This is a genomic window from Corynebacterium lemuris (assembly GCF_024919295.1).
In the GTDB taxonomy this organism is placed as follows: domain Bacteria; phylum Actinomycetota; class Actinomycetes; order Mycobacteriales; family Mycobacteriaceae; genus Corynebacterium; species Corynebacterium lemuris.
In genome coordinates, this window is sequence record NZ_JANWTC010000024.1 from 1 (window position 1) to 21,195 (window position 21,195).

Genomic DNA, 21,195 nt, shown 5'->3' on the forward strand with positions numbered 1-21,195 from the left:
TCCTTTCTCATCGGAAAGTGTTGCAACGACCCTTAGGACTCAAGGGAGGATGAACGCCCGGAACTGATCCACAGGCGGGGCGGCGGGTGCCCCGGCCCGCCATACCAGCCCCAGCTCGCGGTACTGCGGCGGATCGACCGGGCGCAGGACGACCCCCACCGGCGCCAGATAAGGGTCATCCAGGGGCAGCAGCGCCACGCCCAGGCCTGCAGAGACCAGGCCGGCGACGGTGCTCAACTCCATGGACTCAAACACGAGGTGCGGACTGAAACCGAGCTCAGCGGCAATGGTGTCCAGGAGCATGCGGGTCCCGTAGCCGGGGAGCATGCCGACGAAAGGCTCCTCGGCCGCCTCCCGCAGATCAACAGGGCCGGCAACAGCAGCCAGGTGGTGCCCCTCAGGAACGGCAAGCGCGAGGCGTTGGGCACTGAGCTGGTGCCAGTTGAGGTCCGTGCCGGCCTCCGCCGGGCGGGGGCCGACCAGGGCGATGTCGGCGGCGTCGGCAAGCACCCGGTCGACGAGCGAGCGGGCGTCGCCCTGGTGGAGCTGGAAGTCGACCCCAGGATGCAGTGCCCGGTAGTCACGCAGCAGGTCAGGCACCAGCCAGGTACCCAGGGAGTGCATGAAATCCAGCCGGACCGTGCCGCGCTCCGGGTCCATCAGCCGGGAGACCTTCCCGGCCCCCTCCGCGAGTTCCGCAAGGGCCCGGCGGGCGTGGGGCAGATAGGCACGTCCCCGGGCATTGAGCGCCAGACCGCGCCCACCCCGCTCGAAGAGTTCGGCCCCGACACCCCGCTCGACGCGACGGACGGCCCGGCTCAGGGTCGGCTGGGGAACACCGAGCCGTGTGGCACTGTCAGTGAGGTGGCCGGATTCAGCGACCATGACGAAGCCCTGCAGGTCAGAGGCGGAGAGGCCGGTCATGCATGAATCGTATCGAAAAACTGCATGCGGAGCATTTTACACATGATGACCAGTAGGAGAGGATGATCACCATGACCACGCCCACCGGCCTGCGACGCGGCGACCGCGACTACAGGCGCGCCGTCCTCGCCCTGCTCGCCGCCGGCCTGGCCACCTTCAACACCCTCTACGCCACCCAGGCCCTGCTGCCCGTCCTGGTCGAGGACCTGGACATCACCCCCACAGAGGCGGCCCTGACCGTCTCCGCCGCCACCGGCCTGCTGGCGGTGTGTGTGGTGCCCATGTCGATCCTCTCGGAACGCTTCGGCCGCGGCCGGGTCCTGGTGCTCTCCGCCATCACGGCCACCGTTGTCGGCCTGCTCCTCCCCCTGGCGCCGAACGCCGCCGCCCTCATCGCCCTGCGGGCCCTGCAGGGCATCGCCGTTGCCGGCGTCCCGGCCGTGGCCATGACCTGGCTGGCCGAGGAGATCCACCCCCTCGATCTGGGCCGGGCCATGGGGATCTACATCGCCGGCACCACCGTCGGCGGATTGACCGGCCGCCTCATCCCGGCGGGGCTGCTCGAGATCACCGACTGGCGGATGGCGCTGCTGGCCAGCTCCACGGTCGCCCTGCTGACGGCCCTCCTCATGTGGTTCCTCCTGCCGGCGCAGCAGAACTTCACCCCGAAACACATCGGTCCCCGCACCGAGCTCGCCGCCATGCTCGGCCACCTGCGCAACCCCCGCCTACTGGGACTGTTCATCATCGCCTTCGTGGGTATGGGGGTCTTTGTCTCGCTGTACAACTTCTTCGGCTTCCGCATGGTCGAACACTTCGGTCTCTCCCCCGCCCTGGTGGGCGTGGTCTTCCTCATGTACCTGTCCGGCACGTGGAGTTCCACCCGGGCCGGCGCACTGGCCGAGAGATACGGCCGCGGCACCGTCCTCTCCGCCGGTGCCGTCCTCATGCTGGCCGGGCTGCTCGCCACCGCCGCCGACTGGCTGCCCGCGGCCCTGGCAGGCCTGTTCCTGTTCACCGCGGCCTTCTTCGCCATGCACTCCACCGCCTCCAGCTGGATCGGCCTGGCCGCCACCGACCACCGGGCAGAGGCCTCAAGCATGTACCTGTTCAGCTACTATGCGGGTTCCTCGTTGGTCGGTGGCGCCACAGGGCTGGTGTTCATGACGCTGAGCTGGGCGGGCTTCGTGCTCGTCCTGGCGGTGGGCCTCCTCGTGGTGGTGGCGGTCGCGACCGTGCTCGGCCACCGCACCTCCTGAGAACTAGGCACCCAACCGGGGTACACCCGGCGCGCCGGCACGCAGCCAGTGGCGGACGGCGGCGGTGGCCCGGCAGTCATCCTCGTTGTAGCGCAGGAGCTGGGCGCGGGCCTGCATCGCGGCCGCATCCGAACCCCGGGAGACGCGGCGGGCGTTGATGGACTCCTCACCGTCGAAATCCCCGTCCTCCCAGGTGTAGCCGGCCTCCGGGGCGACGACCTTCAGTCCCAGGCCGGAGGGGCCCGCCAGCTGGCTGCGCACCACCCGGAACACATCAACCCATTCGTCGCTGCTGATGAACTCCTGGATCTCCGCCTCGGTGGGCACCGCGACATCGCCGAAGACGCGGCCGGCGAAGCGCCGCGCGGACATCTTCAGCCAGTGGTTCTCCCCGTTATTGGACCAGCAGTAGGCGGCGAAGCTCTGCCCCTCTGCCCGGGCGCGGGCCCGGCGGTCCATGAGCCAGCGCCAGAAGCGTGCGAAGTTCTCCGCCTCCCCGTCCCCACCGAGGGGCACCCAGGTGGCGAAAGGGTGGTAGTCCTCCCCGTCGAAGGCACCCCACAGGTAGGCCCCCTGGTCAAGGTAGGCCTCCATATCGACGTCGATCTCCACGTCCGTCGCGGGTGCCGTCACCGTGTCCACCCGGCGCAGCAGGACGGTGCCCGCGCGCCAGGCGGCGGCCAGTTCGCTGGCTTCCCCGAGCCCGGCATCGATGAGCCCGGTGACCGTGTTGATGCCACGTTCACGGAAGTCCCGCGCCCGGTCACCGCGCAGGTACAGGGAGATGTCGTCGGCGGCCCGCAGGTCCGCCTCGCACCGGGGCCAGAAGCGGCAGGTGGCGCACTCCTTGACGTGGCGGGGGCCGGTCGGCAGTGCTGCGGCCAGGGCAACGTCCAGCGCCGGCTGCAGGGGGGCCGTGGGCGCCAGGAAGGCCCGGGACCGGTCCTGCCCGATCGCCGCCCCCGTGCCGGAATCGAGGTCGATCTCCGCCAGTGCGCGGGCGGCGAGGGCCAGGCGGTAGCCGTCCGCGACGTGGTGGCGGAGCCGGAAGGGTGCCTCGACAGGTTCCCCCAGGCCGAGTCGGGCGGTGGCGATGACCGTGGCGGTGGAACGCTCGTCCGCCCGGGCGACACGGTGGTTGCTGATGACGACGGGCAGGTACGTGTCATCCGGGCGTCGCACAAGCAGGTCCACGTCGACCCGCCACGGGATGCCGTCGGAGCTGCCGGTGAACACGGCCCCGGTGATCAGGTCCGCCCGGGCAGCGAGCGCCTCCAGGGTGGCCAGCTCCACGGAGAAGGTGTCCTCCTCGAGCTGGAGCGGGGGAATGTCGGTGCGGAGGAAACGGCGTCTGTCCCCCAGCGCCGGGCCGACGGGCAACCGGGCGTGGACGGCGGCGCGGGCGGCGTCGGAACGCGCCTTGCGCATTGCGGCCGCGCGGGTGCGGGGAATCTCCGGGTGAACCTGCCGCTGGACCTGCCGGTAACGGCAACCCACCAGATCAGCGGCGCTAACGTGCTGGGCAATCACAATGGCGTGAGCATAACCCACCCCCGCAGGTAATGTTGAAACAGACCATTCACTCCGGAAGTTAAGGGCCTCAGAGACATGGGCATTTTCGAAGCCATCCGCAAGAGCCGAGCCAGGACGAAGGCAGAGGTGCAGGCTGCGAAAGTCCGCGCCAAGCATGAAGCGAAGGAAGAGGCGAAGTTGCAGCTCAAGCGCGAGAGACTGCTGCACAAATTTGAGAAGGATCTTCTCAAGGATGAGAAGAAGGGGCTGAAGGCCAAGCGTCGCCATGAGGAGAAGATGGCGGACAACACTCTCAAACAGCTGCGTGCCGGTCGGCTCAATGCCGATACCTTCAAGCGTTATTCGGGCCTGGCCCGGATGGCATTGCCGGTGATGCTGCCATTGATCTACCGCGCCATCACCGCCGGGCGGGAACAGTATGTCGATGCCAAGGCGCGTCGGGTGGGTGTTTCTGCCGATCAGCTCGCACGGTACTCCGGTCATGGCGCTGACCTGAAGGCGCGTATTGACGGTGTGCGGGGCAACCTCAGCCAACAGCAGCTCCCGCCCGGTTTCGTGGTGGATGTCCGGGAGCGGCTCGCGGAACTGGATACCGCCGCAGATAATGCCGAATTCATGACACCGGAACAGCGCCGTCGGGCGCATTCCACCATTTCCCGCGATATTGATGCGGTGGCGGGGGAAATTCAGGAGCGGCTTCACCGGGGCTGAATTACCGCGGACTAATGTAATTCACGACACCGTCAAATTGTTACTGGAGTGAGCAATTCGACGGTTTCTCCATTTCCCCTTTCATTTCCCTGTGAATCATCCCGACCGATAGTGACTAATGGGGATATTCGGTCTAACATGAGAGACACTTGAGAAATTGCCGATTAAGTGACTAATCCCCCACATAAAGGAGAAATCCATCATGGCACGCCGCAACATCACCCAGTACTACGATGACCTTGATAACACCCCCCTCGAGGACGATGAAGTGAACGAGATCCGTTTCAGCGTCGACGGAAGCCATTACCTCATCGATCTCTCCGAGGAGAATGCCGCCGCATTCCGCGCGGCGCTGGAGCCGTGGATCGCCGCTGCCCAGACCGCCCCTGCCCCCGCCACCACGCAGCGCAGCAGCAGCCGCCAGAGCGCCTCCTCCGCGAAGCGCTCCCGGGCCGTCCGCGAGTGGGCCCGCCGGGAAGGACACGACGTCTCCGACCGCGGCAAGATCCCCGCCCGCATCACGGACCTCTACAACGCAGCGCACGCCCAGTAGCTGCACCTCCCCTCAGGGCGCGTGGCCGGACACCAGTCCGGCGACGCGCCTTTCCTGCTCCCCGCCCTGGTGGCGTTCGGTGGGGGTACTTACGTACGCTATGCGAACAACTTGCGGGTGGCCCGAGCTGGGCCGATCCCGCAAAAGCCCACCCCCGGGCCCTTCCACCGGGCAGTGAGGGGGTAGACCCCTGGCCGGGCAACGTGTCACATGCCACACTGTCGCCCATGGCTCTGTCACCTCTGCTCGCAATCGAGAGACCGCATCTACCCCGCCCCACGCTCCGGGAGATCGCCCGCGACCTCGGCCCGCAGGAGATCGGCAACGGACTGGTGGCCTTGATCTTCTCCGCCTCCGGCCCCATCGCCGTCATCCTGGCCGCCGCAGCCGCCGGCAACCTGGACCCGGGGCAGACCTCCTCCTGGATTTTCGGCGCCTTCCTGGGCAACGGCCTGCTCACCCTCCTGCTGACCTGGCTCTACCGCAGCCCCCAGGCCTATTTCTGGACCATCCCCGGTACCGTCCTCGCCGGGGATGCCCTCACCCACCTCAGTTTCGGGGAGGTGATCGGTGCTTACCTGGCCACCGGTGTCCTGGTCTTCCTCCTGGGCTGGACCGGACTCATCGGACGGATCATGGCGGTGCTCCCACCGACGATCGTCATGGCGATGGTGGCGGGTATCTTCCTGCGCTTCGGACTGGATCTGATCGGGGCTGCCGTCGATGATCCCTTCATCGCCCTGCCCATGATCATCATCTTCATCGCCCTGGGCATCAATGCCCGGGTGGCCGCAGTGGCTCCGCCCGTGGCGGTGGCCGCGGTCGTGGGCATGGTCGTCGCCATCATCGCCGGACGACTCGGCACCGGCATCCTCGATGACGGTCTCATCGCCGCTCCGGTGGTGACCAGCCCGGAATTCTCCCTGGCCGCCATGATTGAGCTGGTCCTCCCCCTGGCCATCACCGTCGTCATCGTCCAGAACGGCCAGGGTGTGGCGGTGCTGCGGGCGGCCGGCCACCGGCCGGGTGTGAACCTCGCTGCAGCCGCCAGCGGTCTGGTGTCCATCCCCATGGCCTTCATCGGCAACATCACCACCTGCCTGACCGGGCCGACGAACGCGCTCGTCGTCGCGGGCCCGCGCAAGGAACGCCATTATGCGGCCGCGATGGTCACCGCAGTCGGCGCAATCGTGGTGGGTCTGTTCTCCCCCGCCTTCGTGGGTTTCATGCTCGCCATGCCGGTGTCCTTCATCGCCGCACTGGCCGGCATCGCCATGCTCACGCCGCTGAAGAACGCCTTCGTCGCCGGTTTCTCCGGGGCATTCTCCACCGGTGCACTGGTGTGCTTCCTGGTGACGGTCTCCGAGATCACCCTGCTCGGCATCACCGCCCCGTTCTGGGGCATCGTCTTCGGCTGCCTCGTGGCCTGGCTGCTGGACCCGCGGCCGACACGGGAGAAGAAGTCAGAGACCACCGCCGAGGACACGGAGCGCAGCTCAACGGAGACTGAACAGGCCCACGCCCCCGTGCGGTCCTGAAAGCCCGGCGCGGACTGCTAGAGCACGCCCTGTTCCCGGGCGGCCGCCACCGCCGAGGTCCGGGAACGGACACCGAGCTTGTCGTAGATGTGCACGAGGTGGGATTTCACCGTCGCCTCGGAGAGCATGAGTTCGTGCCCGATCTCCCGGTTCGAGGAACCGGCGGCCACCAGGGTGAGCACCTCCAGCTCCCGGGGGGTCAGGGAGGTGCGCGGGGTGCGCACCCGGGTCATCAGCCGGTCGGCGACCACCGGGGACAGGGCGGAGTCACCCTCTGCGGCGGAACGCACGGCGGCGAGCAGTTCGGCTGGTGGGGCGTCCTTGAGCATGTAGCCCACGGCCCCGGCCTCGATCGCCCCGAGGATGTCGGCATCGGTGTCGTAGTTGGTCACCACCAACACCTTCGGTGGAGTGCTCATGGACTCCTTGATCCGGGCGGTGGCCTCCGCACCGGTGGTCACCCGCGTGCCCTCGACACCGGGGCCGAAACGCAGGTCCATGAGGATGACGTCGATGCCGCCGGCCTGGGCTGCAGCGATGGCTGCATCGGCGGTGGCCACCTCACCGACGACCTCGATGTCCTCGGCCTCCTCCAGGACGGCACGCAGCCCCATACGGACGATCTGGTGATCATCCGCCAACAGCACTCGGATCATGGCGATTCAGATCCCTTCCCGATCAGATTCTTCACACTGGGTTTCCTCGAGTTTAACCCCACCCTCAGTTTCCGCCGGTAGGGGGATTGCCACGGAAACCGCCGTGCCGTAACCGGGGGTGGATTCCACCTCCAGGCTCCCGCCCTGTTCCGCGGCCCTGCGGCGCATCGCGTCAAGCCCGATGTGGCCGAGGCCGGAGGGCCGTCCGGCGACCTCGGAGGGATCGAAGCCATGGCCGTTGTCCACGACGTCGAGACGCACCTCGTCCGGCTCATAGGTCACCGTCACGCGGCAGCGGCCCGCACCCGCATGCTTGGCCACGTTCCCGACCGCCCCCTGCGCGATCCGCAGCAGAGCGGCCTCAGTGCGCATGGGCAGCTGCCGGCCATTACCCTCCACGCTGACCTCGATGTTGAGCTCCCCTGCGGCGGCGAAGCCGGCGGCGATCCGGCCCAGGGCATTCTCCAGTGAGGTCTCGGAGAGCGAGGCCGGCTGGAGGGCGGCGATCATCGCCCGGGCCTCGCCGAGGTTGTCCTTCGCGGTGGTGCGGGCAAGCTCGATGAACCGGGTGGGGCCCGCCAGCTGCTGCTCATCCAGCCCGAGATTGAGCAGATCCCGTTCCGCGGAGTGCAGCAGCATCTGGATGCTGGACAGCCCCTGTGCGACGGTGTCGTGGATCTCGTGGGCCAGCCGCTGGCGTTCCTCTGCGACACCGGCGGCGCGTTCCGTCTCCGCGAGCTGGGTGCGGGTGGCGATGAGCTGGTCGATGAGCTCCTCCCGTTCCCGGCTGATGCGCACCAGGGTGCGGAAGGCGTAGTGGATGGCCAGGACGACGGCCGCCGAGACCGCCGGCCCCATGACACCACCGACGGTGAGCCCCGTGGGGAACTGGATGAGCACGGAGGAGGTGGTCGCCGCCAGCACCGCCACCACACCACGGACATCATCCATGACCCGCAGATACAGGAAGAGCAGGGGGAACAGCAGGTAGATGCTCACCGGGGAGATCGCCATGGCCAGTACCCACAGCAGCGTCAGGCTGGCCAGCCACGCCAGACCGGTGCCCTCCCGCCACTCCGGCTGCATCGCGGAGCCGTAGAAGTAGAGGACCGCGAAACCGGAGCAGAGCAGCAGGTTGAGCGCCGCCTCACCGAAGGGCAGGTTCACCGAACCTGCCAGGGCAGCGATGAGCAGGACGGTGGTGAGGATGTGGACACCGTCAGTCAGGGCGTCCTCATCCGGTGCCCGGGTGCGCCGGAGCTTATCCACGCCTTCCTGGGGATCTAAGCTGGTCTCCATGCGTCTGAGCCTACCGAGCGTTTCCGTTGTCCCCGCCGTCGCTGCCGTCGCTGCCCTCGCTGCCGCGCTGCTCACCGGCTGCTCGCCCACCGCCGGGGCACCGCCGGCCACACCGGAGACCGCGGTGGAGGTGGCGGCCGCCGACACCGTCACTGATTCGGTCCTGCCCCATGACGCGACGCCGGAGATCCCCGGCGGACGGGAGAGCCAGGACGAATGTCCGTACCTGGACACCACCTGGGTCTCCGACACCAACGGCCAGCGCACCCTGGGCGTCGGGGTGGACCCGCGCTTCGACACCCCGGCCTGTGTCTTCTGGTCCTACCCGGAGGAGCCGCACCTGACAGTCATCGTCCGGGACATGCCGGACGTGGATTCCGCGATCGCTGTCGTCGACTGGGCCGCCCCCATCGACACCACCGAGCCGGCGGAGGAACCGGAGGGCTGGTCCGGTGGGCGGGCCGGTGCGGGCATGGTGCCCGAGCACAACGGCTCCCTCTACGCGGTGCAGAAGCAGGACCGGGCGGTCGTCGTGTTCAGCAACCAGGACCAGTCGCTCAAGGCGGAGCTGGTGGCCCACGAGGTCATTGACCGGTTGGGCCTGTGATCATCCGCTGATCAGACCGCCACGTCGTTGTAGGGCATCAACGTGGACACCCAGGGGAAGATGACCTCCATGAGCAGCAGGAACACCGCGCTCAGGAGGACCAGCAGCAGGAGCAGCTTCACCGGCCACGGGCCCGGCAGGGCGCGCCACAACGGTCCGTACATCTAGATCTCCTCCAGTTCTGCCGGGCGTTCGCCGGCGATCTTCGGGGTCGACTCGACCTCCATGGCGTGGATGATCATGCGCTCCGCATTCGAGAACTGCGGATGGCAGGTGGTCAGGGTGATCATGCCCTCCATCTCCGGGGTGACCTCCGCCCACTGGCCCGGCACCGGGTTGATCACCTCGATGGCACCCGGCAGCGTGATGTGCCGGCCCTGGACTGCGGCGTATTCACCGGTGGTGACCCGCTCGACCTGCTCCGGGCTCAGGCAACCCTCGGCCTCGGCCCGGCGCACCTCCCCCTGGGCGTCAATGGGCAGCACCCGGTAGGTGACCCACGCGGACTGCGTCTCGACGACGATCGCGTCGCAGACCCTGAGGTTGCCCAGGTCATTGAAAGGGGCACCCTTACCCACGCGGTGGCCCGCGACGGCGAAGTTGCCGGCCTGGCCGGGCATCTGGGAATCGACATAACGGCCCGGACCGGCCAGCAGGTCAGCGTCATCGGTGCCCTCGACGATGGCGAACTGGAAATCCGACCCGAAGGCGGGGATGTACATGCGGGCGAAGGCCTCACCGAGTTCCGGGGTCAGACGCTGACGCGGGTTGACCCGCTCGGAGTCGTCCGTCTCCCCCCAGGCATCCTCCAGTGCGCTGGCCTTCTCATCCTGGAGACGGCCGGCGGCGATATTGGTCCAGTAGGATTCGTAGAAGGCGAAGAGCAGGATGACCACACCCATCGTGAGCAGGAGTTCGCCGAGGATCTGGGTGACGCTGAAACGACGTCGAGTAGGGCGTCTGCGGTTGGCCATGCGGGAAAAACTCCTGGAAACGCTACGATCGACTGGGCTGAATCAGTCTAGCTTGATCGCACGTCTTCCGAAGGTTGGTGGTTCCCACCGTGCTTGACCCGTTCATCTACCCGGTCTCCGGTGTCCTGAAACTGTGGCACATCCTGATGCACTCGGTGTTCGGGATGGATGATTCGACGGCGTGGGTGGTCTCCATCTTCGGCCTGGTCCTCACAGTCCGGCTCCTGCTCATCCCCGCTTTCTGGGCGCAGGCGAAGTCCGGGCGCACCGGGGTGGCGATGCGTCCGGAGCAGGCGGCCCTCGCCGCGGAATACGCCACCCGGACTGACCGGGAGTCCGTCGCCGAATTCGAGCGGAAATCGAAGGAGCTGCGGGAGCGCTACAACTACAGCGTTGCGGCGGGCTGCATCCCCACGCTCATCCAGATCCCGGTCTTTCTGGGGCTCTACCAGGTGCTGCTGCGCATGGCCCGGCCATCCTCGGGGAGCACCGACATTGCTCCGGATGCCCGGATCGGTTTCCTCAACTCCGAGGAGATCCGCGCCTTCCTGGGCGCCTCCATCAACGGCATCCCCCTGCCGGCGTACATCTCCATGCCCGCGGAGAGCCTCTCCCGCCTGGGCACCACCACTGGGGAGGTCCGTGGCTTCATCCTGCCGATCCTCCTGGCCGCCGTGGTCTTCACCACCGGCAACATGATCGCCTCGCTGATGCGCAACGCGAAGACCCTGGACTGGGACTCAAAGGCAGCCCGGGGACTGAACAGATTCCTCATGGGCATGACCGTGTTCATCCCGGTGCTGTTGATCACGCTGGTGCTCAACGGGCCCCTGCCGGTGGCCATCGTCCTCTACTGGTTCGCCAACAACCTGTGGACCCTGGTCCAGTCGCTCATCCTCTATCCGCTGGTGCACCGGAAGATCCCGCTGCACGAGTCTTTCGAGGAGTTCTCCCGCGAGCGTCGTGAAGCCGCCCGGGCGGAGGACCGGGAGAAGCGGCGGATCAGGTGGGACGTGCGGCGTCGGAAAGCACGCGGCGCCCTGCAGCCCTGGAAGATCCCCGGGATCCGGCGGGAACTGGTCGCGGAGAAGACCGCCCGCAAGGAGGCCGCCGCCGCCGAGAAGGCGGAGCAGAAGGCCCTCAGAAAAGCGAAGCGGGCAGCCTCCTCCGCACTGCAGAAGGAGCGGCTGGCCCGGCGCCGGGAGGAGCGGGCCGCCCGTAAACAGGCTAGATCGAATAATCCGCCGGCGGAGCCGACAGCATCTGACGCGCCAGATCCCGCGCGGTCCGCAGAGGACTGACGTCCCGCACGAAGCGGGCGCCGGCCAGACCGCCGTCGAGGAAGATGAGCAGCTGGTTGGCCTGCGTGGCTGAAGGGTAGCCGTTCTTCGCGGTGAGCAGGTCCGTCATCGTCTGGTGCATCCAGGTGCGGTGCTCACGGCAGGCGGCGACAATACCGTGCTCCGACTCGGTCTCCGGGCGCGGGTACTCGTTGGAGGCGTTCTGGAAGTGTGAGCCCCGGAACTCCTTGTCCGGTTCATCGGCGATGGAGAGGTCGAAGAAGGCGAGGATCTTGTCCTCCGCATCAGTCATCTCCTTCGTGTACCCGGCCCACCGGGCCCGGTACTCCTCGTCGAGGTTCTCCAGGTAGGCGATGACGAGCGCATCCTTCGAACCGAACAGGGAGTACAGGGAGGCCTTGGCCACGTCCGCCTCCCGCAGGATGCGGTCGATGCCGATGACCCGGATGCCCTCCGTGGTGAACAGGTTGGTGGCCGAATCCAGCAGACGCTGCCGCGGACTCGGCCGGTTGCGACGGCGGGTGCTCGTCGTCTTCTTCCTCACGGTTCCTGCGGCCACTGACGTACCCGATCCTTCCTGGGGGTGGTTGCTCTGGTTTCCTACCTAATATAGACAAACCGGTACGTCTTTTAACAGTCCCCCGGGGACGCCCACGAAAAAACCCGCCCTTGGAAGGGCGGGTGAAGCGGCTTCAGGCGGGGCGGGAATCAGCTGCGGCGACTGGTGACCGCGTTGACGATGGTCAGCAGGATCACCGCGCCGAGCAGACAGGTCAGGAAGCTGAAGATGATGCCCGCCCCCTCCACATCAACGCCGAAGAGGCTGAGCAGCCAACCGCCCAGCAGGCCACCGACCACACCTACGACGATGTTGAGGACGACGCCCTGCTGCGCGTCCGTGCCCTTGATCTTGGAGGCGATCCAGCCGGCGATACCGCCGATGATGATCCAGCCCAGGATTCCGAGTCCAAGCATTGTGTTCTCCTTAAATCTCGCTGGTGAATTTCAGATGCTCTTATTAGGGACCGTCGCCCGGCGCGGACCGGGCGGCCGTCCACATTCCCAGTCTGTCAGGGGATACAACGGTTTGCACTTCCGCAAGGCGACTGTGACCGGATCGTTGCAGCCGATGAAAAAGCCCTGCACCGGACCAGGTGGTGCAGGGCGGGAAGACCGCAGCGTTCTTCTCCGGGGCCTAGACAGCCTCGGGACGGACCACCATCATGGGGCACGGAGCGGACTGCAGGAGGGCCCGGGAGGTGGAGCCCAGGAGCATGCCCTTGAAGCCGCCCCGGCCGTGGGAACCAACGACCAGCAGCTGTGCCCCCTCGGAGTTCTCCACCAGGGCGCGGACCGGACGATCACGGGTGATGACCTTGCGGACCTCCACGTCCGGGTAGCGCTCCACCATCGGGGCGAGACGCTCAGTGAGCATGTCGATCTGCTCCTGCTCGACGATCTCCCACTGCTGCTGCGCGGCGGACAGGCCGGCCAGGGAGGCCTGGACCTGCATGTCCATCCAGGTGTGGACGGCGACGAGCTCGGCCCCGCGGGCATCAGCCTCGGCGAAGGCGATCTCGGTGGCCTTGGCGGAGACGTCGGAACCGTCGACACCGATGACGACGGGGCCGTACTTGGTGGCCTCCTCGAGCTGGTTGTCCTCACGGACCACGACGACCGGGCAGGTGGCGTGGGAGACGACAGCGGCGGAGACCGAACCCATCACCATGCCGGACAGTCCGCCGAGACCGCGGGAACCCATGACGATCATCGTGACGTCCTGGGCCATGTCCAGCAGCATGTCAATGGGCGAACCCTCGGCGATGGTGTGGCCGATCTTGATCTCCGGGGCGACCTCATGGGCGATGGCGCGGGCCTCGTCGATCTTCTCCATGGTCTCGGCCTGCAGATCATCGAAGAGCTCCTGCGGCGGGACCATGCCTTCCGCGTAGAGGAACTGCGGCATCGTGTAGGAGGAGGCCAGTCGCAGCGGAATCCCCCGCTTATTCGCGGTGTTGGCGGCCCAGCGGACCGCATTATGGGAGGCCGGGGAGCCGTCAACTGCTACAACGACGATATCTTCCTGGGGCATCTCGTTAGCCTTTCCTTATTTCTGTGTACGGATCTGGTTTTACCGTTCACCTTCGATTGTAGCCCCTCGATGACATGTTCAAAGGAGTTGTTACAACCAGTTCCGGGGGAAAGACCGCGGACAGGACAGGCTGGTCGCGCCCGCTTTCAGACAGCCGCGGGAAGGATCTAGCGCGGAGTCTCGACCGGGATCGCCGGGTCGGAGTTCGCCGGGTACAGCAGGTTGTAGAGGATCCTGCCGATGTCGGCCAGGAACGAGCCGATACCCTCGGAGGAGAAGTTGGTGGCCTGGTTGAGGAGAGCGTCAAAGTCCATGAACGACAGATTAGTACAGCCGCCCCGCCGGCAGCGATCACCGTTGCCGGTCCGTGACGGCCTGACCGCCACCCGGGCACGCCTCCCCGAGGATGCAGCCGCCATGACCGCGGGTGAGTTCGTCGGCCACCTCATCACCACCCAGCGCCGCCGGCATCCGCTTGATGACGCCGCGGCCCTGCAGGCGCGTTTCAACGCCGGCGAGGTCGTCGACCGCCGCGGCCACCCCTTCTCCTTCTCCTCCCCTGTCGCTCCCGGCGAGGACGTCTTCTTCTACCGCACGCCCGCGCCGGAGGAGCCCGTCCCCTACGACATCGACATCCTCCACCGCGACGATGATCTCCTGGTAGCCGACAAGCCGCCTTTCCTGGCGACCATGCCGCGGGGCAAGCACATCACGGAGACCCTCACCGTACGGCTGCGCCGCTCCCTCGACCTCCCTGACCTCGTGCCCGCCCACCGTCTGGACCGGTTCACCTCCGGGGTGATCCTGTGCACCCTGCGCCCGGAAATCCGCGGTGCCTACCAGCGGCTGTTCGCCGAACGCCGGGTGGAGAAGACCTACGAGGCCATCGCCGACCACGATCCTTCCCTCTCCCCGGGCACGGTATGGCGCTCCCGGATGGAGAAGATCCCCGGCGAGATCCAGGGCCGCATCATCGACGGTGAACCCAACGCCGTCACCCTGCTTGCCGACGTCACGCCCCTCAACCCCGCCGGGCAGCGCGAGCTCGAGGCCGTCCACGGCCCCCTGCCGCCGCAGGCGCGCTACATCCTGCACCCGGAGACCGGCCGGACCCACCAGCTCCGGCTGCACATGTGGGCCGCAGGCGTACCCATCCTGGGTGACAACATCTACCCGCGCATCCACACCGAGGAGGAGGAGGACATGCGTCGGCCCCTCCATCTCGTCTCCACGGGGCTGGCCTTCGAGGATCCGCTCACCGGTGAACACCGGGAGTTCACCGTCCCCCGCCGGCTCTTCCACGGTCGCCGCTGACTCATCCAGACCCGGGGTCCAGCCCGCAGGCCCGGGCGACCCGGTCCTGCAGGTCCTCCCACTGCTGCACCGGCCTCAGCTCCAGGGAGAGGGTGTGCAGTTCCACCTCCTCCTCGCGCACCCGCTGCACCATCGTGCCGGGCATGAGGTTCATCAGCAGCATCGCCAGTTCCCGGCTGTGCCCGGGCGGCAGGCGCAGGTGGGCCCGGACCACCGCCGGTTCAATGTCCGGGGTGGGACGCACGGCCCGGCGCGCCACATCAATGCCGCCCGCCACCGCCTTGTACAGGAACCAGCTGAGCAGCACCACCGCCCCCCGGAGGCGGAGCATCCTGCCCGGAGGGACGAGACGGAGGCTCAGGGCGGTGGCGGCCCCCACGCTGACCAGCCCGTAGAGGGCGTAGGCGGGTTCCCAGGAGGACACCGCCTCCCAGACCACCACGAGGGCGAACACCCGCAGGACCACAGCGACCACCCACTTCATGTCGACCAGCCCCCGGCGAACAGCAGGACCAGCAGCAGCACTGCAAGCAGCACCAGGACCGCCATCCCCGTCGGCGTCCACAACCGGGACCGGGTCTCCAGGAACGCGACACCGTCCCGGACCAGGCCGACGCTCCGGGACCAGCCCCTGCCCCAGACCCGGGCCACCTGTGCCGTCCCCGTGTACACCCGGGCCAGGGCCACGCCGCCGGAGCTGCGCAGGCGACCGGATGCCGTCTCCAGGGGCACCACGATATCCCCGGGTGGAACTGCCGGGACCCGGCCCACCAGCCATGTCAGGGGTGCGGCCAGGAGCAGCGCCAGGAGGACAGGCCAGGTGGAGTCCCACAGGGTGGCGGCATCCCAGGTCGGTGGCTGCAACTCCAGCCAGGCCGTGCCGATCCACCAGGGCAGCCCCATCCCCAGCAGGCAGAGCAGCAGCCAGGCCCCGAACAGACCGTCCACCTTCTCCGTGGAGCGTTCCCCGCGCCACATCACCCGGGACAGACGCAGGAGCAGCAGCGTGGAACCGGTGGCCACCAGGGGCAGGAGTCCGGCCAGGGCGGGGAGATCCGCCACGGCATATTTCGCGTCGTGCTTCGCGAAGGCCCCTGAGGTCCACGGCGCGCCCGCCAGTGCCAGGCCCGCCCAGGCCATGCCCAGCAGCACAGGTATCCCGGTGGTACCCCGGCCGTGGCGGCGCACCACCGGCACCCCGAGGAAGAGTGCCCCCTTGGCCAGGCCGTGGTGCACGGCGTAGAGGACAACGGCAGCAGTGCTCGCGCCGCTGCTGCCGGGCACCAGCAGACCCGCCGCGAGCACTGCACTGATCAAGCCGAGCTGCGAGATCGTGGAGTAGGCGAGGATGACCTTGGGGTCGTCCTGCACCAGCCCCACCCCGACGGCGAGGAAGGCCCCGGCAAGCGCCAGGAGCAGCAGCAACCGGGCGATGTCCGCGCTGTCGCCGGCGGGCAGGAAGCGCAGCCAGCCGACGATGCCGACCTTGACCATCACGCCGGAGAGCACCGCCGAGGCCGCGGGCGGGGCGGCCGGATGTGCCAGCGGGAGCCACAGGTGCAGCGGTGCCAGGCCGGCCTTGACGCCGAAGCCGACGAGCAGCAGCGCACTGATGAGGGTGGAGCGGTCGGAGGCGGCGATGGCGGAGGGGGCGTCGATAAGCAGGGCGCCGCCGGCGTCCACGGTGAGCAGGAGTCCGCCGAGCAGAGCGGTCTCGCTGAGCACCGTCATGACCAGATAGATCACCGTCGCCCGGTGCGCCTGCGGCGTGCGGTGGTGGATGACCAGGCCGGCAGCGGAGAAACTCAGCACCGCGAAGGAGAGGTAGAAGGCGACAGTGTCGGCCGCGAGGTAGGCGCCGACGGTGCCCAGGTAGGTGGCCAGCAGGAATGCCGCCAGCGTCGGATCCGGCCCCCGGCGCCAGGTCACGGCGACCAGGGCCGCACCGTAGAGCACGGCGGCGATCAGCAGCAGGGGCCGCGCCACCGCATCCATCCGGAAGACCGTTCCGAACAGCAGCCACGGCACCTCCAGCTGCGCGGTCGGGGTGGTCAGCGCCAGCACAGCGGCGGGCAGCACTGCCGCAGGGGACAGGACCGCCGCTGACCTTCTTGACGACGCCCGCGGCACCGCGGCCGCCGCGATGAGCAGCAGGGGTGCCAGCAGACTGAGGGAGAGCATCACTCGAACACCCCCACCGCGATCTGCCCGGCGATGTCCAGCGGGAGGAAAGAGACCGAGGCGGCGACACCGAATATGACCACCATGGCGGTGGTGCTCAGGGTGGGCACGAGCAGGGCGGCCGGTTCCGCGGCACGTTCATCGACCTCGGGCTCGCGGAACCACAGGCGGTAGATCACCGGCAGGAAGTACAGCGCGTTGAACAGCGAGGAGGCCAGCAGCACCCCCACCACCCAGGGATGGGCCGAATCCAGGGCACCGAGACCCAGCTGCCACTTGGAGATGAAACCCGCCGTGGGCGGCAGGCCGATCATGCCGAGGGCGGCGACGGTGAAGGCCACCGAGGTCCCCGGCATCCGCCGCCCTAGACCCTCGAGCTGGTCGATGCGTTTGGCCCCCAGGCTCTCCGCGAACAGCCCGGCGCAGAAGAACAGGGTGATCTTCATGATGCCCTGGTGCACCAGGTGGACGATCCCGCCCGTGGCACCACCCAGCGTGGCCAGGGTGATGCCCAGGGTGACGTAACTGACCTGGGAGACGGTGGAGTAGGCCAGGCGCCGCTTGAGGTCCTGCTGGCGCAGGGCCTGCCAGGAGCCGTAGAGGATGGTGAAACCGGCCAGCAGCAGCAGTGGGGTGAGCACCCCGAGCTCCACGGTCACCTGGACACCGTAGACGTCGTCGATGACGCGGACGATGCCGAAGACACCCGCCTTGACCACGGCCACCGCATGCAGCAGCGCCGAGACCGGGGCGGGGGCCACCATCGCGGTGGGCAGCCAGCCGTGGAGGGGGAAGAGCGCCGCCTTCACGCCGAGCCCACCGATGAGCACCGCGAAGATCACCGCGGCGATCCCCGGTGAATGGGCCGCCAGTTCAGCCACACCGGCGGCGCCACCGGCGGCGAAGTCGACGGGCCCGGCGTAGATGGTCAGCCAGACCACGCCGGTGAGCAGGGCCAGACCGCCCGCCAGGGTATAGCGCAGATACAGGCGCGCGGCGCGCAGGGACTCCGGGTTCCCCCAGTGCGCCAGCAGCGGGTAGGTCACCACGGTGAGCATCTCGTAGAAGACCAGGAAGGTGAGCAGGTTACCGGCGAAGGAGATGCCCACCGTGGCAGTGACGCAGAGGCTGAAGAAACCGAAGAAGCGGCTCCGGTGCCTCGTCCCGCGGAGATAACCGATGGCGTAGACCGTGGTGAGCAGCCACAGGATGGACGAGAGTGCGGCGAAGAAGACCGAGAGCTGGTCCACCCGCAGGACCAGGTCACTGCCGGGCAGGAAGGGCAGGGAGAACTCCGGCCGCAGGTCCGCATCCACCACCGCGGGGATGAGCAGGATGACGAGTGCGACCTTGAGCACCGCCGCCCCGAGGTTGACCGTCGAACGCAGCCGGATCCGATCCTCGGCCATGGGGAAGATCAGCACCGCCGCCAGCAACGAGAGCAGCAGCATCACGACCGGGATCCAGGACACCACGTCCCCGGGAAGCAGATTCACCATGGGGCACCCACCTCCAGCAGGTCGACGACCCAGGCCCCGCTGAAACCCGTCACCAGCGTGAGCAGGCCGAGCACCAGCGGCGGGAGGAGGACCACGGCCGGCAGGCTGGACTGGCGGCGTTCCGGCGGGTTGAGCAGGTGCCCGTCGTCCTCCGCCTCGATGAGCAGGGGTGCCATCATGCGCAGCAGGTAGGCGGCGGACAGCAGCGTGGCCAGGACAATCACACCCACGATCCAGTACTGCCCCGATGCGATCGCCGAGGTGGACAGCAACCACTTCCCCGAGAAGGACAGGGAGATGGGCAGGCCGGCCAGCCCGATGGCGGACATACCCATCGCCAGGACCAGGCCGGCGTGGTTGCGTCCCACGCCGCGGAGCTGATCCAGTTCGTCGGTGCCGTAGATCTCCTTGAGGTAGCCCGCCGCGAGGAAGAGCGTGGCCTTGGCCACCCCGTGGCCGAGGACCAGGCAGAGCGTGCCACCGAAGGCCCCGGCGATGACGACATCCTCGCCGAGGGTGGTCACCGGCAGTTCCTCGAGGCGGCCGGATTCCGGGTTGAGCAGGACAGGGAAGAAGAGGAACCAGTAGCCGACCTGCGCCACCGTGGAATAGGCCACCAGCGGCTTGAGCCGCGACTGGCGCAGGGCCATCACCGCACCGAAGACGATGGCGAGCGTGCCCAACCCGGCCAGCGTCCAGGACAGCCAGGCCAGGGTGGTGGCAATGGCCGGGGCGGCGACCGCCTCGGGTGCACCGACGTTCGTGCTCATGCCGGGGGCGACGAGCCACAGCCAGCAACGCAGCAGCACGAACAGGGAGGCCTTGATCACCAGGGCCGACAACAACGGGGACACCGCCGTGGGGGAACCGGCGTGCGCCGGGATGAGCCAGCCGTGCAGCGGGACCAGCGCCACCTTGAGCGAGAGCCCCACGGTCAGCAGGATCAGGGCGGTGACCACCACGGCATGATTGTCCGGGGTGGCGGCGATGACCCCGGCGGCCTGGTTGATGTCCAGAGTGCCCGTCACAGAAACAACCAGCCCCACCGCGATGAGGAAGAGGAGGGAGCCCAGCACCGCGATGAAGAGGTAGCGCAGGGCGGCCTCCCAGGCCCTGGTCCGGCCCAGGGCGACCAGTCCGACCGCCGTGAGTCCGACCATCTCCAGACCGACGTAGGTGTTGAAGAGATCCCCGGCCACGAAGACGGCGTTGAGGCCCGACCAGCAACCCAGCCACAGCGGCCAGAAGGCCGGGTGGGCGGGCTGCCAACGGAGGGTCCCCGGCTGTGCGCCGGCGACCATGCGGCGCCCAGTCGAGGCCGGGAAGGCGGCCGCGAAAACGGTGACCAGCCCACCGACCACCGCCGTCAGGAGGAACAGCAGGACCGAGAAGCCGTCGGCCCGCAGGTGGATGCCCAGCGGGGCGGAGTGGCCGCCGAGGCTCAGCTCCACCACCTGCCCGCCCTGCACGACCCACAGAACCGGCAGTGTGAGAACGGCACTGGACAGGGCAGCCAGCAGACCAGGCCAATGACGGACGGCGGGTGGTAGCGCTGCGGTGAGCACCGCCGCGGACAGGGGCACCAGCACAAGGGCACCGAGACTGATCTGGGCGGGGCTCACGGGTGGTCATCCTCCTCATGGACGCCCTCGATGCGGCGGATCAGTACCGCGCCCACCCCGGTGAAGGCCACCGTGATCACCAGACCCGTGATCACCAGGGCGGTGAGCACCGGGTCCGCCGGCTCCTGCCGGGCCGCCAGGGCGATGAGGAGGAGCAGTGCACCCGAACCCAGGACGTTCATCGCCACGAGCCGGGCCACCCGGTCCCGGACGAGGAGGAAACGGGTCAGACCGACGGCGATGAGTCCCACCGCGACCATCAGGTACCACTGGGTGATGTTCATCCCTGTCCCTCCCTGCTGCTGATGCGGTGGCCAGGATTCTCCAGCGCGAGATAGAGCGCGTAGAGGGCCACGGTGATGCCGCCGGTGAGGAAGACCTCGATGATGAAGATGACCACGAACTGCCGCCCCTCCGGCCAGGTCAGCCAGGGGTCACCGGCCACCGGGCCGAACAGTCCCACGCCCAGGAAGACCACCACCCCGATGATCATCAGGGGGACCAGCAGACGGTGGAGCATCCGGAGATCCACCCCGGCCAGCCGCAGCAGGATGAGCAGACCCGCCAGAACCGAACCGGACTGGAAGGCCCCGCCGGGTCCGGAGCTGCCGGCGAAGAGCAGCCACAGCCCGAGCATCAGGAACACCGGGGCGACGATCCGGAGGAACCAGAGGGCGATCGAGGGCAGCGGCGCCGGCTGCGGCCCTTCCCGCGGCCGGTCCGTGCCCACCGCCAGGACGACCACGCCTGCGAACAGCAGCACGGCGGATTCCAGGAGGGTGTCGTAGGCGCGGAAACTCAGCAGCACGGCGGTGATCTCATGTTCCACACCGGTGGCCGGCATACCCGCGGTGAGGCTCCCGGTCCAGGCCGGGGTGACCTGCCGCGTGCGCAGGATCACCGAGCCGAGGACCACCACCAGCACCGTCCCGGCCACCAGTCCCGTGAGTATCCGGATCCGGCGGGGCACCGCCGGGGGCGGCTCGTCCACCGGTTGCGCGGCTGCCCCGGGCCGAGCCACCGCCAGCCACACCAGGACACCGGAGAGCACCCCGCCGCCCAGCGCCGCCTCCGCCAGCGCCACGTCTGTTATGACGCTGTTTTTGGTAGCGGGGTTGGGTCTATCCGGTAG

The 21,195-nt window shown here is 68.1% G+C and carries 23 protein-coding genes; 7 read left to right on the top strand and 16 right to left on the bottom strand.

Features of this window, described 5'->3' with window-relative positions:
- Positions 1–39: 39 nt before the first annotated feature.
- Positions 40–924: a LysR family transcriptional regulator gene (locus tag NYP18_RS14805; RefSeq protein ID WP_259428973.1), complete on the bottom strand. Its 885-nt coding sequence runs from the start codon at positions 922–924 to the stop codon at positions 40–42.
- Positions 925–995: 71 nt separating this feature from the next.
- Here NYP18_RS14805 and NYP18_RS14810 point away from each other — a divergent pair, with 71 nt between their 5' ends.
- The gene (locus NYP18_RS14810; RefSeq protein ID WP_259428974.1) at positions 996–2,183 is read left to right on the top strand and encodes an MFS transporter; all 1,188 of its coding nucleotides are present in this window, start codon (positions 996–998) and stop codon (positions 2,181–2,183) included.
- A 3-nt stretch (positions 2,184–2,186) separates the two neighbouring features.
- Here NYP18_RS14810 and NYP18_RS14815 read toward each other — a convergent pair whose 3' ends face one another.
- Entirely contained in the window at positions 2,187–3,713 is a 1,527-nt protein-coding gene (locus tag NYP18_RS14815; RefSeq protein ID WP_259428975.1) for a TM0106 family RecB-like putative nuclease, read from the bottom strand.
- Positions 3,714–3,791: 78 nt separating this feature from the next.
- Between NYP18_RS14815 and NYP18_RS14820 the strand changes: the two genes are divergently transcribed.
- The 3 genes from NYP18_RS14820 (at position 3,792) to NYP18_RS14830 (ending at position 6,518) form a co-directional block, all read left to right on the top strand.
- A complete protein-coding gene (locus tag NYP18_RS14820; RefSeq protein ID WP_259428976.1) occupies positions 3,792–4,427 on the top strand; it encodes a DUF6474 family protein in 636 nt (211 codons plus the stop codon).
- A 202-nt stretch (positions 4,428–4,629) separates the two neighbouring features.
- Complete coding sequence (locus tag NYP18_RS14825) at positions 4,630–4,980, top strand: histone-like nucleoid-structuring protein Lsr2 (RefSeq protein WP_259428977.1); 351 nt, start codon at positions 4,630–4,632, stop codon at positions 4,978–4,980.
- Positions 4,981–5,207: 227 nt separating this feature from the next.
- Entirely contained in the window at positions 5,208–6,518 is a 1,311-nt protein-coding gene (locus NYP18_RS14830; RefSeq protein WP_259428978.1) for a benzoate/H(+) symporter BenE family transporter, read from the top strand.
- Positions 6,519–6,535: 17 nt separating this feature from the next.
- Here NYP18_RS14830 and NYP18_RS14835 read toward each other — a convergent pair whose 3' ends face one another.
- Both NYP18_RS14835 and NYP18_RS14840 read right to left on the bottom strand, forming a co-directional pair.
- Positions 6,536–7,174 carry a response regulator gene (locus NYP18_RS14835; RefSeq protein WP_126120033.1) on the bottom strand — a complete coding sequence of 213 codons (639 nt, stop codon included), beginning with the start codon at positions 7,172–7,174 and terminating at the stop codon, positions 6,536–6,538.
- A gap of 6 nt (positions 7,175–7,180) precedes the next feature.
- Positions 7,181–8,473: a sensor histidine kinase gene (locus NYP18_RS14840; RefSeq protein ID WP_259428979.1), complete on the bottom strand. Its 1,293-nt coding sequence runs from the start codon at positions 8,471–8,473 to the stop codon at positions 7,181–7,183.
- Between NYP18_RS14840 and NYP18_RS14845 the strand changes: the two genes are divergently transcribed.
- Positions 8,472–9,080, top strand: a complete 609-nt coding sequence (locus tag NYP18_RS14845) for a DUF2020 domain-containing protein (protein WP_259428980.1) — start codon at positions 8,472–8,474, stop codon at positions 9,078–9,080. The two genes, NYP18_RS14840 and NYP18_RS14845, sit on opposite strands and share 2 nt — an antisense overlap.
- Positions 9,081–9,091: 11 nt before the next feature.
- On the opposite strand, the gene NYP18_RS14850 is transcribed toward NYP18_RS14845, so the two are convergent.
- Positions 9,092–9,244: a hypothetical protein gene (locus NYP18_RS14850; RefSeq protein ID WP_259428981.1), complete on the bottom strand. Its 153-nt coding sequence runs from the start codon at positions 9,242–9,244 to the stop codon at positions 9,092–9,094.
- Entirely contained in the window at positions 9,245–10,054 is an 810-nt protein-coding gene (locus NYP18_RS14855) for a class E sortase (RefSeq protein ID WP_259428982.1), read from the bottom strand.
- Positions 10,055–10,143: 89 nt separating this feature from the next.
- On the opposite strand from NYP18_RS14855, the gene yidC reads away from it, so the two are divergent.
- Complete coding sequence (gene yidC / locus NYP18_RS14860; RefSeq protein WP_259428983.1) at positions 10,144–11,355, top strand: membrane protein insertase YidC; 1,212 nt, start codon at positions 10,144–10,146, stop codon at positions 11,353–11,355.
- Here yidC and NYP18_RS14865 read toward each other — a convergent pair.
- From NYP18_RS14865 to NYP18_RS14880, 4 genes are all read right to left on the bottom strand, one after another.
- Positions 11,282–11,914 carry a TetR/AcrR family transcriptional regulator gene (locus NYP18_RS14865; RefSeq protein WP_126120038.1) on the bottom strand — a complete coding sequence of 211 codons (633 nt, stop codon included), beginning with the start codon at positions 11,912–11,914 and terminating at the stop codon, positions 11,282–11,284. The genes yidC and NYP18_RS14865 overlap by 74 nt on opposite strands.
- Before the next feature lie 149 nt (positions 11,915–12,063).
- On the bottom strand, positions 12,064–12,330 hold the full coding sequence (locus tag NYP18_RS14870) for a GlsB/YeaQ/YmgE family stress response membrane protein (protein WP_259428984.1): 267 nt from the start codon (positions 12,328–12,330) through the stop codon (positions 12,064–12,066).
- Between the two features lie 220 nt (positions 12,331–12,550).
- On the bottom strand, positions 12,551–13,447 hold the full coding sequence (locus tag NYP18_RS14875; protein ID WP_126120040.1) for a universal stress protein: 897 nt from the start codon (positions 13,445–13,447) through the stop codon (positions 12,551–12,553).
- 167 nt (positions 13,448–13,614) lie between these two features.
- Positions 13,615–13,761 carry a hypothetical protein gene (locus NYP18_RS14880; protein ID WP_164546392.1) on the bottom strand — a complete coding sequence of 49 codons (147 nt, stop codon included), beginning with the start codon at positions 13,759–13,761 and terminating at the stop codon, positions 13,615–13,617.
- On the opposite strand from NYP18_RS14880, the gene NYP18_RS14885 reads away from it, so the two are divergent.
- Complete coding sequence (locus NYP18_RS14885; RefSeq protein ID WP_259428985.1) at positions 13,760–14,761, top strand: pseudouridine synthase; 1,002 nt, start codon at positions 13,760–13,762, stop codon at positions 14,759–14,761. The genes NYP18_RS14880 and NYP18_RS14885 overlap by 2 nt on opposite strands.
- 1 nt (position 14,762) lies before the next feature.
- Here NYP18_RS14885 and NYP18_RS14890 read toward each other — a convergent pair whose 3' ends face one another.
- The 6 genes from NYP18_RS14890 to NYP18_RS14915 all read right to left on the bottom strand — a co-directional run.
- Positions 14,763–15,245, bottom strand: a complete 483-nt coding sequence (locus NYP18_RS14890) for a Na+/H+ antiporter subunit E (RefSeq protein ID WP_259428987.1) — start codon at positions 15,243–15,245, stop codon at positions 14,763–14,765.
- Complete coding sequence (locus tag NYP18_RS14895; RefSeq protein ID WP_259428988.1) at positions 15,242–16,942, bottom strand: proton-conducting transporter transmembrane domain-containing protein; 1,701 nt, start codon at positions 16,940–16,942, stop codon at positions 15,242–15,244. Before NYP18_RS14895 ends, NYP18_RS14890 begins: the two co-directional genes overlap by 4 nt.
- Positions 16,942–18,441 carry a complex I subunit 5 family protein gene (locus tag NYP18_RS14900; RefSeq protein WP_259428989.1) on the bottom strand — a complete coding sequence of 500 codons (1,500 nt, stop codon included), beginning with the start codon at positions 18,439–18,441 and terminating at the stop codon, positions 16,942–16,944. The genes NYP18_RS14895 and NYP18_RS14900 overlap by 1 nt, the downstream gene beginning before the upstream one ends.
- Entirely contained in the window at positions 18,435–20,063 is a 1,629-nt protein-coding gene (locus tag NYP18_RS14905) for a complex I subunit 5 family protein (RefSeq protein ID WP_259428990.1), read from the bottom strand. The genes NYP18_RS14900 and NYP18_RS14905 overlap by 7 nt, the downstream gene beginning before the upstream one ends.
- Positions 20,060–20,347, bottom strand: coding sequence for an NADH-quinone oxidoreductase subunit K (locus NYP18_RS14910; RefSeq protein ID WP_259428991.1), 288 nt, complete (start codon positions 20,345–20,347; stop codon positions 20,060–20,062). Before NYP18_RS14910 ends, NYP18_RS14905 begins: the two co-directional genes overlap by 4 nt.
- Positions 20,344–21,195 (bottom strand): MnhB domain-containing protein (locus NYP18_RS14915; protein ID WP_259428992.1); only part of this gene is annotated, 852 nt, incomplete at its 5' end. The genes NYP18_RS14915 and NYP18_RS14910, both read right to left, overlap by 4 nt.

What these genes read in the sequence shown, in the direction of transcription:
- NYP18_RS14880 (WP_164546392.1), bottom strand. Translation starts at nt 13,761, where the DNA reads ATGGACTTTGACGCTCTCCTCAACCAGGCCACCAACTTCTCCTCCGAG.
- NYP18_RS14895 (WP_259428988.1), bottom strand. Translation starts at nt 16,942, where the DNA reads ATGCTCTCCCTCAGTCTGCTGGCACCCCTGCTGCTCATCGCGGCGGCC.
- NYP18_RS14840 (WP_259428979.1), bottom strand. Translation starts at nt 8,473, where the DNA reads ATGGAGACCAGCTTAGATCCCCAGGAAGGCGTGGATAAGCTCCGGCGC.
- NYP18_RS14910 (WP_259428991.1), bottom strand. Translation starts at nt 20,347, where the DNA reads ATGAACATCACCCAGTGGTACCTGATGGTCGCGGTGGGACTCATCGCC.
- NYP18_RS14850 (WP_259428981.1), bottom strand. Translation starts at nt 9,244, where the DNA reads ATGTACGGACCGTTGTGGCGCGCCCTGCCGGGCCCGTGGCCGGTGAAG.
- NYP18_RS14835 (WP_126120033.1), bottom strand. Translation starts at nt 7,174, where the DNA reads ATGATCCGAGTGCTGTTGGCGGATGATCACCAGATCGTCCGTATGGGG.
- NYP18_RS14875 (WP_126120040.1), bottom strand. Translation starts at nt 13,447, where the DNA reads ATGCCCCAGGAAGATATCGTCGTTGTAGCAGTTGACGGCTCCCCGGCC.
- NYP18_RS14805 (WP_259428973.1), bottom strand. Translation starts at nt 924, where the DNA reads ATGACCGGCCTCTCCGCCTCTGACCTGCAGGGCTTCGTCATGGTCGCT.
- NYP18_RS14900 (WP_259428989.1), bottom strand. Translation starts at nt 18,441, where the DNA reads ATGGTGAATCTGCTTCCCGGGGACGTGGTGTCCTGGATCCCGGTCGTG.
- NYP18_RS14825 (WP_259428977.1), top strand. Translation starts at nt 4,630, where the DNA reads ATGGCACGCCGCAACATCACCCAGTACTACGATGACCTTGATAACACC.
- NYP18_RS14855 (WP_259428982.1), bottom strand. Translation starts at nt 10,054, where the DNA reads ATGGCCAACCGCAGACGCCCTACTCGACGTCGTTTCAGCGTCACCCAG.
- NYP18_RS14885 (WP_259428985.1), top strand. Translation starts at nt 13,760, where the DNA reads ATGAACGACAGATTAGTACAGCCGCCCCGCCGGCAGCGATCACCGTTG.
- NYP18_RS14820 (WP_259428976.1), top strand. Translation starts at nt 3,792, where the DNA reads ATGGGCATTTTCGAAGCCATCCGCAAGAGCCGAGCCAGGACGAAGGCA.
- NYP18_RS14870 (WP_259428984.1), bottom strand. Translation starts at nt 12,330, where the DNA reads ATGCTTGGACTCGGAATCCTGGGCTGGATCATCATCGGCGGTATCGCC.
- NYP18_RS14810 (WP_259428974.1), top strand. Translation starts at nt 996, where the DNA reads ATGACCACGCCCACCGGCCTGCGACGCGGCGACCGCGACTACAGGCGC.
- NYP18_RS14845 (WP_259428980.1), top strand. Translation starts at nt 8,472, where the DNA reads ATGCGTCTGAGCCTACCGAGCGTTTCCGTTGTCCCCGCCGTCGCTGCC.
- NYP18_RS14890 (WP_259428987.1), bottom strand. Translation starts at nt 15,245, where the DNA reads ATGAAGTGGGTGGTCGCTGTGGTCCTGCGGGTGTTCGCCCTCGTGGTG.
- NYP18_RS14830 (WP_259428978.1), top strand. Translation starts at nt 5,208, where the DNA reads ATGGCTCTGTCACCTCTGCTCGCAATCGAGAGACCGCATCTACCCCGC.